Raw genomic sequence first — 16871 nt, forward strand, 5'->3', positions numbered from 1 at the left:
GGCTCGCTATCCGATGAAGGCGTCGGGTTGGCCCATCAGCTCTGCAAAGGCCTTGGGGGGAAGGTCGCCGCGAACTTCAAGGCGTGGCAGGGATAAGGGATGGTCCGCAAAGCTCGTCCTTGCAGGCTTTGTTGAAAAGCCGATCTCGTAACCCGCTTGAGCAAGAATGCCGGGAACACGAAAATCGGTGGAACCGAAGGGAAGGGCGATGGACCTCACGGCCTCGCCCAGCCGGCTTTCCAGCGCATCCCGGGAAAGAGCCGCTTCGCCGAGCAACGTGGCATTGTCCAGCGAACTTGCCGGCCTGTGAGATGCCAGATGAGATCCGAAACGGATGCCTTGTCGGTGCAGGCTCTGTATATCGCCCCAGGCCATCAGCGGCGCCGTGTCCCCGTAACCGGCATCCCAATCCGACCTGCCGCCCACCTTATCCGTCACCACGAAGACGTCCGCACTGAACCCGTTTTCAGCCAGGATCGGAAAGGCATCGGTGAGAAAATCGAGATAGGCATCGTCAAAGGTCAGAACGACGGGTCGCCCCTGGATGGGCTTGCCCTCACGCAACAGATTGGTCAGGCTTTCCGCCGTCAGCGCATAATAGCCCTGCCGCCGGAGGAACTGCATCTGCTTGCGGAAGGTTTCCGGTGCGATCCGAAAGCGACGGAGCGAGTCCGGCCCGTCGAGCGCGATTCTGTGATACATGAGCACCGGAATCGAGGTCACGGCCTCATTCGTCCATGCGACCTCGCGGTCGACTCCGGCCGGTCCCCAGATAATGCATTTGGCGACGTTCGCATCGAGAGGCACACCATGGGGCGCGATATGCACGACTGGTCTTGCCGTATTGCGTTTTGCGAACCGATGAATGGCGTAAAGCTCAGTCTCGATCGTTTCCTCAAGCACAAGATCAGGCAGGTTTGACAGGACGTTCTTGATCGTCCCCATGCCAAACGGATTGTCCCAGTCGAAACCGGTTCTGTCGGGCTCGTCGCGCCGGAGATGAGCGTGGGCCGTGACAAGGTAACCGCCCGGCTTCAAAGTGGCCGCGACTTTCCGGCATACTTGTTCCAGGCTTGCCTCGTCGTCCATGAAGTAGAGGACCTCCGAGCAGACGATCAAATCCTGTTCGGGCGGAAGTTCGTCTTCGACGAAATCCAGGACGCGAAGCTCCACATTTGCGATGCCCCTGCACCTCTCTGTCGCCCTTTCAACGGCGCGGCCGGAGATGTCGGCAGCCGTCACAAAACCCACCTTTTGCGCAAGTTTTATCGTGAATAATCCCTCAGCACAGGCGAGCTCCAGAGCCTTTCCGACACCCTCAGGAATGAGGCCCAGCGTTTGTTCGTATTTGACCTGTTCATAGACTGAGACATAGTTCCACGGGTCCGGACGCTCGAAAAAACGTTCCCAGTATTCCTTTTTCGTCGTTGCTTCGGATAAAGCCGCCTGTTTGCCTGCCGTTTCAGCAGGCTCGTCAGCACTCGCGACGACAGGGGCGGCGGACGGCTGCCTCGGATGGGTCGCTGCCTCAGGCAAGCCTGCGTCAGCCTCCCGCCAGTTCACTGCCGCTTCGACAAGTGCAGTTAGCTGTATCGTTTTGAAGAGGTGTTTGAGCCGCTTCCGTCGCCCGCCGCGTTGCCTCATGATTTCGCTGAAAGCCCTCGCATTGCGAATGGCTCCAGTTGCCCAGGAGCGCGCATAAGAAAAGGTCAAAGGCGCCGGCAAGCGATCTTCGGCCTGCAATTCATTGATAATGAGTCGGACCTGAGCATGAATGGAGAGATCTCCCCACAAGGGGCCGACATGCGATCCGACATAGCGCCCTCCAGCAAAGACGTGCAGCAGCAAAGTATCGGCCCCATCGACCTTGGTGATCCAGGTCAGCTTGTCGATGTCGATGGCGACCACCTGCAGATGGCCGAGCGCGAAAGAGCGGGACATGTCCGACGCCGAGATTGACCAGACAACGAGTTCTTCCACCCGGCGCCCGGTTCCGGGCAGGGAGTGCCGCTCAAGCAATTGGATGAGATCGAGAAATGCCGGCTTCCAGAGCTCCAGCAAATCGATGAGCTCGTCGGAGCGGGCTACTTTTCGGCCGATCTGCAATCCATGCAATATCACTTCAGTCAGGAAGCTTTCATAACCCGAAGCGTTGGGAAAATCGGGCAGAAGCTCTGCAAGCGCTGCAAGTTCGTCTTCCCCACAGAGGTTGACTGAGGCGGCCCAGGCGAGCATTCGCAGTTGACCGAGAGCAGGCGCCGTCCATCGGGCGTCCTCGTCATTCGGCGGCAGCCCCTCTTTCAGACTCAGCGCTTGCGCGCTGCTGGTCACACGGACTGCATCCCTCAGCATTTTCAGCGGATCACCCGAGAGAGAGCCAGCCTTCATGCGATAGAAGGCAAGGCACCCTTCAACCTGTTGGAACGAAACTCCTGCAAAGGCCATGCGGAGCCAGAGATCCCATTCCTCGCAAGTCCGCAGTTCGACATCCAAACCACCCATCCGGATGAAAAGATCTCTGGGAAAGACCACCGTATGAATGGCCAGGGCACAGAAGGACGAGAATTCCCGCTTTGCCCTGTTGCCTGCGAGATCAGGGGGTATTTCGACACTCAGCATTCGGCCGTCCGGCGTGACGCGGCGATAGCTGCAATAGGCAACGGTTGGTTGTGGGCCACCAGCGGCAACCGGCAGCATGCTGTCGATGAAAGCGGGATCCAGCCAGTCATCCGCATCAAGCATGCAAAACAGAGGACCGGTCGCAAATTCGGCGGCTGCGTTACGCGCTGCGGCTGCGCCGGCATTCGCCTGACGATGGATCAGGATCCGGCTGTCCGCTTTCGCAAAGCCCTGGAGCACATTCCAGGTATCGTCTTTCGAACCATCGTCGACGACCACCGCCTGCCAGTTTGACGCCGACTGTTTTTGCAAGCTGCCCAAGCAGTCGGCCAGCGTTTCTGCCGCGTTATAAGCTGGGATAAGGAACGATATGTCCGGCTTCGATGCGGTTACCATGCCGGCATCTTCCAGCGGCGAAGGACATACCAGGCGCCGTTTAGGCATCCCAGTATCTCCTCCTTCAGAAAGAAGTTGTCCGAGGTAGCTCCCCTGCGCAGCCGTTTGCTCAGCTTTCGAAGATAATACCGGGGCAGGGCCACGAGGATGCGCCGCAGATTGCCCCGGTTTCCGGTGTTCTGGTACTGGACCAGCAGGGCAGCCACATGGCCGCTCATATATTGGCGGATCTGCTTGGCGAGCCCCTTCATCTCCTTGCGATGGAAATGCCAGGAAACTGCCGTCGGTTCGTAGCGACAAGTGCTGCCGTGATGGAGAAGTCGATTCCAGAATTCGGAATCGCCCGAACACCCTGCCGCGCCCATATCCAGCCGCACGTCGAATAATCCGATATCGTCGAATACCTGGCGGCGAAATGCCTGGCTTGCACCGGCGCCGATCAGCCAGGCAGGCGCGCCATATGGTGCGCTCTGGCGATAGAAGTCCGGACCGAAATCCAGGCGCTTATAGCCTCTGCCAAATCCCCAATGGGTTTCGAAGATCAGTTGCGCGGGTGTGGAAAGCTCTCCGGGAAGGACAAGGCCGGTAACGCATCCGATCTCGGGCCGGTCAAAGGCCTTCATCAGGTTCTCCAGCCAGCGTTCATGCAGGACCACGTCGTCATCCGTGAAAGCCACGAACTCGGTTCTTGCCGCGCGCACGGCAGCATTGCGGGCGTAGTCCAGGCCAACCCTGTCCTCGCGTACGTAGGTCGCGCCGGCCGCCTCCACGACGCGGCGCGTAGCATCTCCGGCAGAGGCGTTGTCGACGACGATAACCTCCACCGGTGGCAGAGATTGCCTGGGAATCGATGCGAGACATCTGGCCAGTTCGTCCGGCCGATCCTTGGTGCAGATCAGGAGGCTGACGTCACGGTTCCTGATCGGCGCCTGCATCATATTGCGGGCGTGTTCAGTGGTCTCCGGCAGCACGGTGCTCGCAGCCAACGCGGCCAGATTTTCTGGCGCTTCGGTATAGGCCTGAGCGACGGGAAGGCCTCCGGAGAGGAAGACGACCAGCCCGGCGGCGACCGCCGGCGCATCCGCGCGGACGTCATCCGAGGAAAGATCCAGGTACCGGATGGGCACAGGAAAGACATTGTCTTTCATGTCACGCGGGATGGCGTCACTCATTACTACACTCTGCGGCAGATGCCGGGGAACTGTTTAGCGTCCTGCCGTGGCCAGCCGGCGCGAGTCCGCCTGAGCGAGCTCAGCGGCAGGAATTTTCATCTCCTGCCTGAACCAGTCCAAGGTTTTTTCGACGCCTTCCTCATAGCTGATCGCGCACGACCATTCGGGCATCACATAGTTTGCATTCGTCAGGTCCGGCCGTCTGTTTGTTGGATCATGCGGTGGCGAAGGCTCGAAGACGATTGGAATGCCGCCCATAAGGCGCGAGACATATTGAGCTACTTCGAGGACAGATATCTCCCGATCGTTCCCGACGTTGAGTGGCCCCCTGTAATCCGTCTCGTTTATCCAGAAGTAACGTGCAAAGCCGTCGATGATGTCATCGACATAACCCCAACTGCGAGACTGCAAGCCATCCCCAAACACCGTAATCGGGCGCCCGGTCAGGGCCTGGGCAACGAAATTAGACACGGCGCGGCCGTCGTCTGGCCGCGTCCGAGGACCATATACGTTGAAGGGACGAACGATCTTGAGGTCCAGACCCTGCGTGCGCTGCATTTCGAACAGCAGAGACTCGGTGCAGCGTTTGCTTTCGTCGTAGGATGAGCGGGGCCCGGTGCAATCGACCTGACCCTTATAAGACTCGGGCTGCGGCGAGACGAGCGGATCGCCGTATACTTCTGAGGAAGAGGTGAAACAGAAGCGGCCTCCTTTTTTCAGAAGGTCCAGAAGACGGAAGGCTCCGATGAGATTTGCCGAAATGGTTCTCTTGGGTTCCTTCATGTACCATGGCGGCGAGGCCGGAGAAGCAAGGTGGTATACTTCGTCAAACCTGTCCGAAGTCTGAAGCTCTTCCACGTCGGACCGCACGAAATGGAAGCGGGGATCCTGGATATGGGAAATATTCGCTTCACGGCCAGTCCAAAGATTGTCAACAACAACCAGCTTTTCGATGTCGGTGCGATTTAAAAGCCTATCGCACAAATGTGATCCGAGAAAACCGGCACCACCTGCTACAAGCACTTTCTTCATGACCTCTCCTGCGGATCGCATGTTTCATTTTGCTTATATTCGAATGTTGCGATCTAAATCGTCAATAACTCCGGCCTTTTTGGGGGATTTAACGGTAAGAGCTGTGAGTAATGTCGATAATAGTAGTAAATCTGTACTAAGATCGCCTCGGCTGGAAAGCAGGGGCCAGCCCTCATCGCGCCGGACGCAACGATCCATCTGCCCGGATGAGGAGAGGTCTCCTTCGATTTGTTGCGGCGCTTCTACATGCAATCGGAGCGCTAGCGGAGTGAACTCCATCCAATGGACCGTCTTGGAGAACCGCTTTCAACGCACCTACAATGTCCTCGATTAAAAGCAACACGGTCGCGTTTTAGCTTTTTTGTGCGCTGCGGAACACGGACTTTAGTCTGATGCGCTCTACTTCATGCGAAGTAGATCAGCGCAATTAAAGAAACCCGGAATATGCTTTCCAAATTGCACTTAATTCTAGATTGAAACTTTAAGATTTTGTGCTCGACTTGAAGAGCCGATGCGGCCTTATTCAAGTTCCACGTTGCCGGAACCGGGGCAAGTAGCCCTGTCGGGCAGATAACAACTGCCGGACGGGCGCTCTCATCCTGCGTCATTAACCGGCGACCATATTGTCACGGGCAGTGCAATCTGATTTTCAAATCGAAGAGAAGGTCCTCCTTTTTCAATCATAAATGACAATTCGCCGAGGCACTCGCGCAACCGTCGGAAAATCAAAAACGATGGCGGTCGCGCTGCATCTATTCATTTCACCGATGGAACCACTTTCTCGATTGACAGGACCACCTCCGTCGATATTCTATTATAAAAATCGATATAACATAATTGTGGAACGTCAAACCGGGAGCATGAAATGAAGACACTCGTCGCATTCCTTCTCGGCACTGCGCTGGTCGCTTTGCCGACAACTTTGCTGGCTCAGGAAAAGGGTGGCGTGATCAACGTCGCGACGATCGGCGAGCCGCCGACGCTTGACCCGATGTCCTCGACCGCCGACCTCGTCGGCATCGTCACGCAGCATATTTTCGAAACACTTTACACTTTCGACAAGAAGTGGAATGTCACGCCGCTTCTGGCTGAAAGTTTGCCGGAAATCAGTGCCGACGGTAAGACCTATACGATCAAGCTGCGCACGGGCATCAAGTTCCACGACAACACCGACATGACGTCTGAAGATGTCGTCGCCTCGCTGGGCCGCTGGATGAAGATCGCGTCGCGCGGCAAACAGGTCGCAGGCTTCATCGATTCCATCACCGCTGTCGATCCGGCGACCATCAAGATTGCGCTGAAGCAGCCCTATGCGCCGCTGACCTCCTTGCTCGCCTTCAACAACTCCGCCGCCATTATCATCCCCGCCGAAAAGCAGGATGAACCGATGAAGGAATTCATCGGCACCGGCCCCTATATGCTGAAGGAGCGCAAGGCGGATCAGTATATCCAACTCGTCCGTTTCGACGGCTACAAGTCGCGTGATGGCGAGAGCGATGGTTATGGCGGCGCCCGCCATCAATATCTCGACGAAATCCGCTTCGTGCCGGTTCCGGATGCGAACACCCGCGTCGAGGCGGCCGTTTCCGGCCAGTATGATTATGTCGACTCGATCCCGGTGGAATCCTTCGACAAGCTGAAGGCGTCAAGCGCGTCGCAGCCGGTCATCCTGAAGCCCTTCGGCTATCCGGTCTTCGTCTTCAACACGAAGGAAGGCCTTGCCAAGAATGTCGAGGTCCGCAAGGCGATCCGCCAGGCGCTCAGCATGGAAGACATGCTCGCCGCCGCTTTCGGCAGCACGGATTTCTACACGCTCGACGGCGACATCTATCCCAAGCCATACGTGTGGAATACCAATGCGGGCGTCGAAGGCAATTATAACGTCGCCGATCCGGAAGGTGCCGCTGCGGCAGCAAAGAAGGCCGGCTATAATGGCGAGCCGATCCGTATTCTGACCAGCCGCCAGTACGAGTTCCACTATAAGATGGCGCAGGTCGCGGCCGAATATCTGAAGACGGCCGGCTTTGCCGTCGACCTGCAGGTCGTCGACTGGGCAACGCTGACGCAGCGCCGTACCGATCCGAAGCTCTGGGATATCTACATCACCCACAGCCCCTTCCTGCCGGAGCCGGCCCTGATTGGTTCCTTGTCTCCGAGCTCGCCGGGCTGGTGGGACACGCCGACCCGCAAGACCGTCGTCGATGCTTTCACCTCCGAGGTCGATCCGCAGAAGCGCGTGGCACTTTGGGCCGACGTTCAGAAGGCCATGTATGACGAGTTGCCGTACATGAAGATCGGTGATTTCAATGCCGTTTCGGCGAAATCGACCAAGCTTGAAGGTGTCGATCCGGCTCCGTGGCCGTATTTCTGGAACGCATCGGTCAAGAAGTAACGCTCCATCGCGGGATACCGGTGCACCGGCGCCGGTATCCTTCTTCCATTGTGCCCGCCCGGCACCGGGACAGACTTCATGATACGTTACATTTTTCAGCGCCTGCTTGGCATGGTTGTCGTGATGTTCCTCGTCGTCACGATCGTCTTCGTCATCGTGCGCGTCACCCCCGGCGATCCGGCAGCCGTCATGCTCGGCCCCGATGCGACGCCGCAGGATATCGCAGATCTCAGGGCCAGCCTTGGCCTCGATCGGTCGATCGGTGTGCAATATCTCTACTATATCGGCCAGCTGCTGAAGGGTGATCTCGGGCAGTCGATCTTCCTCAATATGCCGGTGACGTCAGCGCTGCTCGATCGCGCTGAGCCGACCTTCTTCCTGACGATCTTCTCGCTTGTTATCGCCGGCCTCATCGCGCTTCCGATCGGCATCTATGCCGCCTATCGCCGCGGCTCCTTCGTCGATCAGGCGGCAACGACGCTGGCGATGTTTGCCGCCAGCATTCCGAGCTTCTGGCTCGGTCTCATCCTCATGCAGATTTTTGCCGTGCGTTTCGGTCTGTTTCCGGTCTCCGGATATGGCGGGCCTGGCTCGACATTCCTCGATCGCATGTACCACCTGACGCTGCCCGCCTTCGCGCTCGGCATCGTCTCCTCGGCGCTCATCCTGCGCTTCACGCGCGCTTCGATGCTCGATGTGCTCGGCGACGATTACATCCGCACCGCCCGTGCCAAAGGCCTGATCGAGCGCAGGGTCGTCCTCAAGCATGCCCTGAAGAATGCGTTGATCCCGATCCTCACAGTTCTCGGTCTCACTGCCGCTGTACTGATCTCTGGCGCCGTCGTGACAGAGACCGTCTTCGGTCTCCCGGGTGTCGGCAATCTCGTCGTGTCAGCCGTCCTGCGCCGTGACTATCCAGTCATTCAGGGTGCGCTTCTGGTGATTGCAGCCCTCTATGTCCTGATTAATTTTGCGATCGACATGCTCTATCTGCTCGTAGATCCGAGGGTGCGCTACTGATGACGGATATTGCGATCAAACCGGCCGAAGGCGAAGGCCGCAAATTCATCCGCCGCCTACTGAAGCGCAAGACGGTTGCCCTCGGCCTGCTCATCCTGACGGTTTTCGTATTGCTGGCGATCCTGGCGCCATGGGTTACGCCCTATTCGCCGTCCAAGCTTTCGATCGTCAACCGGTTGAAACCGCCGAGCGGCACATACTTTTTCGGAACCGACGAATTCGGCCGAGATGTCCTGTCGCGCACCATCTTTGCCGGGCGCCTGTCGCTGCTCGTCGGCGTCGCGGTCGTCGCACTTTCCGCGGCGATCGGCGTCACGCTCGGCCTGCTTGCCGGCTTTTTCAAGAATCTCGACACGCCGATCGCCCGCCTGATCGATGCGATGATGGCCTTCCCGGATATCCTGCTGGCGATTGCGCTTGTTGCGGCTCTCGGCCCGTCGCTGACGACGGTCATCATTGCGCTGTCGATCGTCTATGCACCGCGTCTTGCCCGCATTGTCCGAGCCTCGACGCTGGTCATCCGCGAACTACCCTATGTCGAGGCGGCGCAAGCGCTTGGGATCTCGACCTTCCATATCATGACGCGCCATGTGCTGAGGAACCTGCTCTCGCCGATCATGGTGCAGTCGACTTTCCTCTTTGCGAGCGCCATGCTCGCCGAAGCCGGCCTGTCTTTCCTTGGCCTCGGTGTCAGCCCGGAAATCCCGACCTGGGGCACGATGATTGCCGCCGGCCGGCAATATATCGGTCAGGCCGACTGGATGACGCTGTTTCCCGGTGTCGCCATCATTCTCTCCGTGCTTTCGCTCCAGATGGTCGGTGACGGTCTGCGCGACATGCTCGATCCCAAACTTCGAAAGGACCTTTAGATGACCGGTGGAACAGCGGGCAAGCCGCTCCTTCTCACCAACGTAAAGCCCGTTGGCTTTGGTGCTGGTACGCCTGATGGAGCAATCGACATTCTGGTCGATGCGGATGGCAAGATCGCCAGGTTCGGCCCGTCTCTGGCCGTGGCCGATGATGTGTCGCGCGTTGACGGCAACGGCGCCTTCGTCTCGCCTGGCTGGGTCGACCTGCATGTCCATATCTGGCATGGCGGCACCGACATCTCGATCCGCCCGTCCGAGTGCGGCGTCGAGCGTGGCGTGACGACGCTGGTCGATGCCGGTTCTGCCGGTGAGGCCAATTTCCACGGTTTCCGCGAATATATCATCGAGCCGTCGAAGGAGCGCATCAAGGCTTTCCTCAATCTCGGCTCCATCGGGTTGGTCGCCTGCAACCGTGTCGCGGAATTGCGCGACATCAGGGATATCGACCTCGATCGCATCCTTGAATGTTATGCCGAAAACAGCGAGCACATCGTCGGCATCAAGGTGCGCGCCAGCCACGTGATCACCGGCTCCTGGGGTGTCACGCCCGTCAAGCTCGGCAAGAAGATCGCCAAGATCCTCAAGGTGCCGATGATGGTGCATGTCGGCGAGCCGCCGGCGCTCTATGACGAAGTGCTGGAAATTCTGGGGCCTGGCGATGTCGTCACCCATTGCTTCAACGGCAAGGCCGGCTCCAGCATCATGGAGGACGAGGATCTCTTCAATCTTGCCGAACGTTGCGCATCTGAAGGCATCCGCCTCGACATCGGCCATGGCGGCGCTTCCTTCTCCTTCAAGGTGGCGGAGGCAGCAATTGCCCGCGGTCTCCTGCCGTATTCGATCTCGACCGACTTGCACGGTCATTCGATGAACTTCCCGGTGTGGGATCTGGCAACGACCATGTCGAAGCTGCTCTCGGTCGGTATGCCCTTTGACAAGGTGATCAATGCCGTGACCCATGCACCGGCATCGGTCATCAAGCTGTCGATGGACAACCGCCTGACGGTCGGCGCCCGGGCCGAATTTACCGTCTTCGATCTCGTCGATTCCGATGTCGAAGCAACCGATTCCAATGGCGACGTGTCGGTCCTGAAGAAGCTCTTCGAGCCGCGGCATGCAGTCATCGGCAACGAGGCCTACACGTCCAGCCGTTACCTGCCGCGCGCCCGCAAGCTGGTGCGCCATAGCCACGGTTATTCCTACCGGTAAGACCGAAGCATAAAAGAAAATCGCATGACAGGAGTTCGCGTGAACCAGTCTTCCGCCACCGCCGGCACCATCGGCACGTCGCCTTATGAGCGGCTTGCCGCGCTCGGCATAAAACTTCCGGCTTCGCCGCCGCCGATCGCCAATTTCGTCACCCACGTGCAGGAGGGCAACATGCTTTACCTGTCAGGGCAGGGGCCGCGTGAGGCCGACGGCTTCATGCATGCCGGCAAGGTCGGCGCCGAGGTCGGCATCGAAGCCGCCTACACGCACGCAAGGCTCACTGGCATCAATCTGCTTTCCGTCATGCATGAGGCGCTCGGCGATCTCGGCCGCGTCAAGCGTGTCGTCAAGCTGCTCGGCATGGTCAATGCGGTGCCGCACTTCGTCGACCATCCCTCGGTCATCAACGGCTGCTCGGATCTTTTGATCGATGTCTTCGGCGAGGAGATCGGGCAGCATGCGCGCTCGGCCGTCGGCTTCGGATCGCTGCCAGGTAACATCACCGTCGAAATCGAGGCTATCGTCTCGCTCAGGGATTAACGAGGCAGGGCATGATTGCTCCGGCCCAACAGATTGAAATTGGAGACATCCATGTCTGAGGACATCCGCACATCGATCGGCCTTCGACCGGTCATCAACGTTTCCGGCACGATGACCAGCCTTGGCGCTTCGATCGTCGTTCCAGAGGCGATTGCCGCCATGTCGTCGATCCTGCCGCAGTTCGTCGAAATTAACGATCTGCAGCGCAAGGCGAGCGCCGTCATTGCGCGGTTGACGGGCGGCGAGGCGGGTTTCGTCACCGCCTCCTGCTCGGCCGGCATTTCGCTCGCTGTCGCGGGCGCGATCACCGGCAATAATCTTCTCGCCATCGAGAAGCTGCCGGATGTCGTTCCGGAGAAGAATGAAGTCCTCGTCCAGATGGGCCACGTCGTCAGCTACGGCGCGCCGGTCGATCAGGCGATCCGCCTTGCCGGCGGCAAGGTCGTGCTGGTCGGTCAGGCTACCTCCACGCATCGCTTCCACATGGAGCATGCGATTACCGAAAAGACCGCGGCTGCCGTCTATGTCGTTTCGCACCATGTCGTCGATTATGGTCTGCTGAACCTCAAGGAATTCGTCGAGATCGCCCACGCAAAGGGCGTTCCCGTCATCGTCGACGCAGCCTCGGAATATGACCTGCGCATTTTCCTGGAACAGGGGGCCGATGTGGCGCTCTATTCCGGTCACAAGTTCCTGGGCGGTCCGACCTCGGGCATCGTTGCCGGCAAAAAGGAGCTGGTGCGCAACGCCTTCCTGCAGAATATGGGCATCGGCCGTGGCATGAAGGTCGGCAAGGAAAGCATCTTCGGCGTCATGGCGGCACTTGAAGCCTGGGAAAAGCGTGACCATGCCGGCATCCGTGAGCGTGAAACTGGTTATCTCAACCTCTGGAAACAGACACTCGATGGCCGCCCCGGTGTAACTGCATTGATCGAGCCGGATCCGACCAACAACCCGCTCGATCGCATGCGCGTGATCATCGAGACCGATGAGGCCCATATCACCGCCTGGGACCTCGCAGATGCGCTCGGCCGCGGTTCTCCGCCGATCATCGTGCGCGACCATGAAGTCGAGCACCGCTATTTCTATCTTGATCCGTGCAATCTGCATCCGGGTCAGGAGAAGATCGTTGCCAGCCGTCTGGCCGAGGAACTCGACAAGGCACGTGCCTCCAACGAGATCATCGCAACGCCGATCGAAAACCGCAGCAAGCGCCGCTTCGAGGGCGTTCTGAAGTGGCCCGATTGATCGGAATATCGAGATAAACCAAGGAAGCGATCATGACAGGCATCCAGGCACAATCCATCGCAACGGCAGAGCCCGTTCTCTCCGTCCAGAATCTGACGACATCGTTTCTGGTCGATGGCGCCTGGAAGCCCGTCGTTCGCAACGTCTCCTTCGATGTCGCTCCGGGCGAAACGGTCGCCATTGTCGGCGAGAGTGGCTCAGGCAAGAGCGTCACCTCGCTGTCGATCATGCGCCTTCTGCAGGCGGATTCGAGCCGCATTGAAGGCAGGATCATGCTTGGCGGGCGTGATCTTCTCGCCCTGCCTGAGGCCCAGATGCGCAAGGTCCGTGGCAATGACGTTGCGATGATCTTCCAGGAGCCGATGACCAGCCTCAATCCGCTCTTCACGATCGGCGACCAGATTTCCGAGGCCTTGCTCTGCCACCGGTCGATGTCGAAGGCCGAAGCGCGTGCTGAGACTGTTCGGCTACTCGAAAAGGTGCGTATTCCTTCGGCAGCCTCGCGCTTCGATGAATATCCCCATCGCTTCTCCGGCGGCATGCGCCAGCGCGTCATGATCGCCATGGCGCTTGCCTCACGGCCGAAGCTTTTGATCGCGGACGAGCCGACGACGGCGCTCGACGTGACGATCCAGGGCCAAATTCTCGATCTGATCAAGATGCTGCAGGAGGAAGAGGGGACCTCGGTTCTCTTTATCACGCATGACATGGGTGTCGTGGCCGAGATTGCCGACCGAACCGTCGTCATGTATCGCGGCGAACAGGTGGAGACGGGAGCGACCGCCGATATCTTCCACCGCGGCAAACATCCCTATACCAGAGCTCTTCTGTCGGCGGTGCCGGTACTCGGTTCCATGCAGGGTTACGAGCGGCCGCTGCGCTTTCCTGTCGTCAATACGGCAACGGGAGAATCAGACATTCCGGTAGAGACGGCCAATACGGTCGCCGCAGCCGCCCGCCCGGTACTCGAGGTGAAGAACCTCACCAAACGCTTCGACATTCATTCCGGCATGTTCGGCAAGTTGACCGGTCGCGTCCATGCGGTCGAAAACGTCTCCTTCGACCTTCATGCCGGCGAGACACTATCGCTCGTCGGCGAGTCCGGCTGCGGCAAATCCACGACCGGGCGTGCGATCATGCGTTTGATCGATGCTCAGAGCGGTTCCGTCATCGCCGACGGCAAGGACGTCTTGGCGCTTGATAAGGCGGGCATGCGCGAGATGCGCAAAACCGTGCAGATGATCTTCCAGGATCCCTTCGCCAGCCTCAATCCGCGCATTCGCGTCGGCGACGCCATTGCCGAGCCTTATCTCGAGCACAGAATGGGAACGGCAAAGCAGGCAAAGGAGCGCGTCGCAGACCTCCTCGTCAAAGTCGGCCTGACGCCCGACATGGCCTTACGCTTCCCGCATGAATTTTCCGGCGGTCAGCGTCAGCGCATCTGTATTGCGCGTGCGCTTGCATTGGAGCCCAAGGTCATCGTGGCGGATGAAAGCGTGTCGGCTCTCGACGTGTCGATCAAGGCGCAGGTCATCAATCTGATGCTGGACTTGCAGCAGAACCTCAACCTTGCGTTCCTGTTTATTTCTCATGACATGGCCGTCGTCGAGCGCGTCAGCCATCGCGTCGCCGTCATGTATCTCGGTGAAATCGTCGAGATCGGCCCGCGCGCCGCCGTCTTCGGCAACCCGCAGCATGCCTACACCAGGAAGCTGATGGCGGCAGTCCCGGTTCCCGACCCTGATCGCCGCCGCGAGAAGCGGGTTGTCGCCAATGATGAGATCAGGAGCCCGATCCGCCCCATCGATTACAGTATCAAACCGCTTAACTATCGCGAGGTATCGCCGGGACATCTGGTCGCCGTCTGATGACGCTGTCAGCCGTGGCTGCTGGCTTTCGCTGCCACGATCTGCAAATTGTCGGCGCCAGGAACACTCAGTGTTTCGTATCGTCGGCTCGAAGCTGGTCGATGGCGTCAAGCGCTTCGTCTGCCGTCCAACCGGCGCGCAATGCCGCGGCAACGAGCCGAACCTCCGCCTCCATTTCAAGCCTTAAGTATAGCCCCTCCAGGGCTTCTTTGGCCGTAACCACGTGATCGTCATGCGGCACAACTTCAGCAATCCGTGCAGTCATAGACACATTCCTTTCCTTCCTCGAAGTGGGGTTGTGCTTCTTGTTAGAGCGATAACAGGTTTTTGTGCGTCCCAGAGGGAAGATACGCAGCAGCGCCGATTTTGTTCCATCGACCAATGCGAGCGTTGAAGATTTTTGCAACGGAGCTTATCTGCTGCCGCGATGGACCGCGGACGAAATTGCGGTAGAACGACACCTCCATCAAATCTGGAGGCCAGAGGGACAGTGACCATGCCGCGTTTGCAAGACCTGATCGACTGGATTATTGCCGAAGGACTATCGGCGGACTCCATCGAGACCATTTTGCAGGGCGTCGTAGAACGACTGACGGATCTCGGATATCCGATCCTTCGTGCGTCTATAGCAATGCCATCGATCGATCCCCTGCAGCGGGGATTTTCGGTCGCTTGGCATCGTTCTTCCGGCTTCTCGACAGAAGTTCAAGGGCACGATGAAGCGGGCCAGGAATTGTTCCGGCGTTCTCCCATCTCCTACCTCCTGGAAAACAATCTGCAATATGCCCGCTGGCGATTGCCGCCGGGACCGGATGCTCCGTCGATTCCGTTGCTGACAGAGCTGGCAGAACTCGGAGCTACCGATTATCTGATGAAGCTCGTTTCATTCCCTGGCGATACGGCATTGGCGGGCGTCAGTTTCTCGATCGCCGTTGATGACGCCGATGGCTTTTCGGACAGGTTGATTGCAGATCTGGATAGATTGGTGCCGGCGTTGTCACTCGCTTGCTGCCGCATCGCGACCACACGGGTTGCGAGCGATGTCCTGGCTGTCTATACGGGCACGCGGACCAGCGGGCGTATTCTCAACGGTCATATCAGGCGCGGCGACGGGACCGCGATCTATGCCGCAATCCTTCTTGCCGATCTCAAGAACTTCACTTCGCTCAATGAAAAGCATCAACCCGAACGCATCGTTGCCTGGCTCAATGAGCACTTCCAGGCGATCGGCGCTCCGGTCGAGCAGGAGGGGGGTGAGATCCTGAAGTTCATGGGCGACAGTCTGCTTGCCATATTCCCTGCCGATATCGACAACCCGGCCGAGGCCTGCGGGCGCGCGCTGTCGGCGGCGCGAGCGGCCATGGGCGCCAATGCTGATGTCAATCGCAGGCGAGCAGACGCGGGAGAGCCGGAGCTTCTCGTCGATATCGTCCTTCACGTCGGCGAAGTATTCTACGGGAATGTCGGCGCAGCCCGCCGCCTTGACTTCACTGCCATTGGCAGAGCGGTCAACGAGGCGGCACGCATGGAGAAGCTGGCCGACGAAATCGGTTACAGCCTGCTGGCATCCGCCGATTTCGTCCTACAGGCGCCAGGTCGTTTCGAGAAAGCTGGCACGTTTCCGCTCAAGGGCGTCGCTCGTCCAGCCGCGGTTTACGCCTGGCCGGATTGATTAGCCCAGTTGGGTTGGAGCAAGATTTGTTCCTGCAGACACGCTAGGAGCCGAGCGGATGGTGAACGCTCGTCGCGGATCCGCACGATGGTCTGCCGGCGGGTCGCGAATATCCTGGCGATACCCGAACTCTGATCCTTATCGCGAGATCGTCGCGCACATCTGTTCGGTGTTGAACGTCAGAAAGCGGCTGAGCGCCTCAAAAGATCCGATCAGATCGTGCCGATGGGTCAGGATCGATCAGGAATTCAACCGCCGGCGGCCCCAATGGAGCTAAGGGGACGAAAGAAACCAGTCGGCTGCAGGATCGAACTGGCGATATTGGCAACGATCTGGCCCGGCGCCTCGCTCTTTGCCCTGGCTTCCTTCCAGGCCGGGTCAGCCAGGAATTCCGACCATTTCCGCTCGCGCTCCTCCAGCGATTGCCATTCGAGGAAATAGATGAGGTCGTAGCTGGAAGGCCCGATCATCGTCGTCCAGAAACCGAGGGGGCGGATGCCGAGCCGGTCCCAGATCGCCAGCGTCGCCGTTTCGAAACGCTCCTGGAGCGCTGGCAGCTTGCCGGGGAGGCAAGTATAGATGCGCATTTCATGGATCATGGAAAATCGTCCTTGAGTAAATTCAGGACAGGCTGAGCCTGTCCCTGATAGCCTGATTTAAAAGCAGTTGAGCGCCCGTTTGGTATTGAATCCAAACGAGGGTTCCAATGACCTAGGACGCTATTGCTCAATCTGAGCATAACCAAGACGCGGGTCGTTTTTCAAGTGATTTGACGGATCGGGAATGGGCGTTGATCGGATGCTTTGATCCTGCCGACACACAGTGGCGGGGACC

Annotated in this window: 13 protein-coding genes; 8 read left to right on the top strand and 5 right to left on the bottom strand. The window is 58.8% G+C overall.

Features of this window, described 5'->3' with window-relative positions; genetic code table 11:
• Window positions 1-6: 6 nt before the first annotated feature.
• The 3 genes from H4W29_RS21985 to H4W29_RS21995 are packed head-to-tail and all read right to left on the bottom strand — an operon-like array spanning window position 7 to window position 5219.
• Window positions 7-3015, bottom strand: coding sequence for a glycosyltransferase (locus H4W29_RS21985; protein ID WP_192732755.1), 3009 nt, complete (start codon window positions 3013-3015; stop codon window positions 7-9).
• Window positions 3009-4187, bottom strand: coding sequence for a glycosyltransferase family 2 protein (locus H4W29_RS21990; RefSeq protein WP_192730997.1), 1179 nt, complete (start codon window positions 4185-4187; stop codon window positions 3009-3011). Before H4W29_RS21990 ends, H4W29_RS21985 begins: the two co-directional genes overlap by 7 nt.
• Before the next feature lie 33 nt (window positions 4188-4220).
• Window positions 4221-5219: an NAD-dependent epimerase/dehydratase family protein gene (locus H4W29_RS21995; RefSeq protein ID WP_192730998.1), complete on the bottom strand. Its 999-nt coding sequence runs from the start codon at window positions 5217-5219 to the stop codon at window positions 4221-4223.
• Between the two features lie 865 nt (window positions 5220-6084).
• On the opposite strand from H4W29_RS21995, the gene H4W29_RS22000 reads away from it, so the two are divergent.
• The 7 genes from H4W29_RS22000 (at window position 6085) to H4W29_RS22030 (ending at window position 14365) form a co-directional block, all read left to right on the top strand.
• Entirely contained in the window at window positions 6085-7611 is a 1527-nt protein-coding gene (locus tag H4W29_RS22000; protein ID WP_192730999.1) for an ABC transporter substrate-binding protein, read from the top strand.
• Window positions 7612-7689: 78 nt separating this feature from the next.
• Entirely contained in the window at window positions 7690-8631 is a 942-nt protein-coding gene (locus H4W29_RS22005; RefSeq protein ID WP_192731000.1) for an ABC transporter permease, read from the top strand.
• Window positions 8631-9500 (top strand): ABC transporter permease, encoded by an 870-nt coding sequence (locus H4W29_RS22010; protein WP_192731001.1) that lies wholly within the window; start codon window positions 8631-8633, stop codon window positions 9498-9500. The genes H4W29_RS22005 and H4W29_RS22010 overlap by 1 nt, the downstream gene beginning before the upstream one ends.
• Window positions 9501-10709, top strand: a complete 1209-nt coding sequence (locus H4W29_RS22015; protein ID WP_192731002.1) for an amidohydrolase/deacetylase family metallohydrolase — start codon at window positions 9501-9503, stop codon at window positions 10707-10709. It begins immediately after the preceding gene.
• 24 nt (window positions 10710-10733) lie between these two features.
• Window positions 10734-11249 carry a RidA family protein gene (locus tag H4W29_RS22020; protein WP_192731003.1) on the top strand — a complete coding sequence of 172 codons (516 nt, stop codon included), beginning with the start codon at window positions 10734-10736 and terminating at the stop codon, window positions 11247-11249.
• 51 nt (window positions 11250-11300) lie between these two features.
• Window positions 11301-12497 (top strand): aminotransferase class V-fold PLP-dependent enzyme, encoded by a 1197-nt coding sequence (locus tag H4W29_RS22025; RefSeq protein WP_192731004.1) that lies wholly within the window; start codon window positions 11301-11303, stop codon window positions 12495-12497.
• Between the two features lie 32 nt (window positions 12498-12529).
• Window positions 12530-14365: an ABC transporter ATP-binding protein gene (locus H4W29_RS22030; protein ID WP_192731005.1), complete on the top strand. Its 1836-nt coding sequence runs from the start codon at window positions 12530-12532 to the stop codon at window positions 14363-14365.
• 67 nt (window positions 14366-14432) lie between these two features.
• Here H4W29_RS22030 and H4W29_RS22035 read toward each other — a convergent pair whose 3' ends face one another.
• A complete protein-coding gene (locus H4W29_RS22035) occupies window positions 14433-14630 on the bottom strand; it encodes a hypothetical protein (protein ID WP_112545346.1) in 198 nt (65 codons plus the stop codon).
• A 231-nt stretch (window positions 14631-14861) separates the two neighbouring features.
• On the opposite strand from H4W29_RS22035, the gene H4W29_RS22040 reads away from it, so the two are divergent.
• Window positions 14862-16037: an adenylate/guanylate cyclase domain-containing protein gene (locus H4W29_RS22040; RefSeq protein ID WP_192731006.1), complete on the top strand. Its 1176-nt coding sequence runs from the start codon at window positions 14862-14864 to the stop codon at window positions 16035-16037.
• Between the two features lie 248 nt (window positions 16038-16285).
• On the opposite strand, the gene H4W29_RS22045 is transcribed toward H4W29_RS22040, so the two are convergent.
• Entirely contained in the window at window positions 16286-16636 is a 351-nt protein-coding gene (locus H4W29_RS22045) for an NIPSNAP family protein (RefSeq protein ID WP_192731007.1), read from the bottom strand.
• Window positions 16637-16871 lie beyond the last annotated feature (235 nt).

The organism is Rhizobium viscosum, from assembly GCF_014873945.1.
In the GTDB taxonomy this organism is placed as follows: Bacteria; Pseudomonadota; Alphaproteobacteria; order Rhizobiales; family Rhizobiaceae; genus Rhizobium; species Rhizobium viscosum.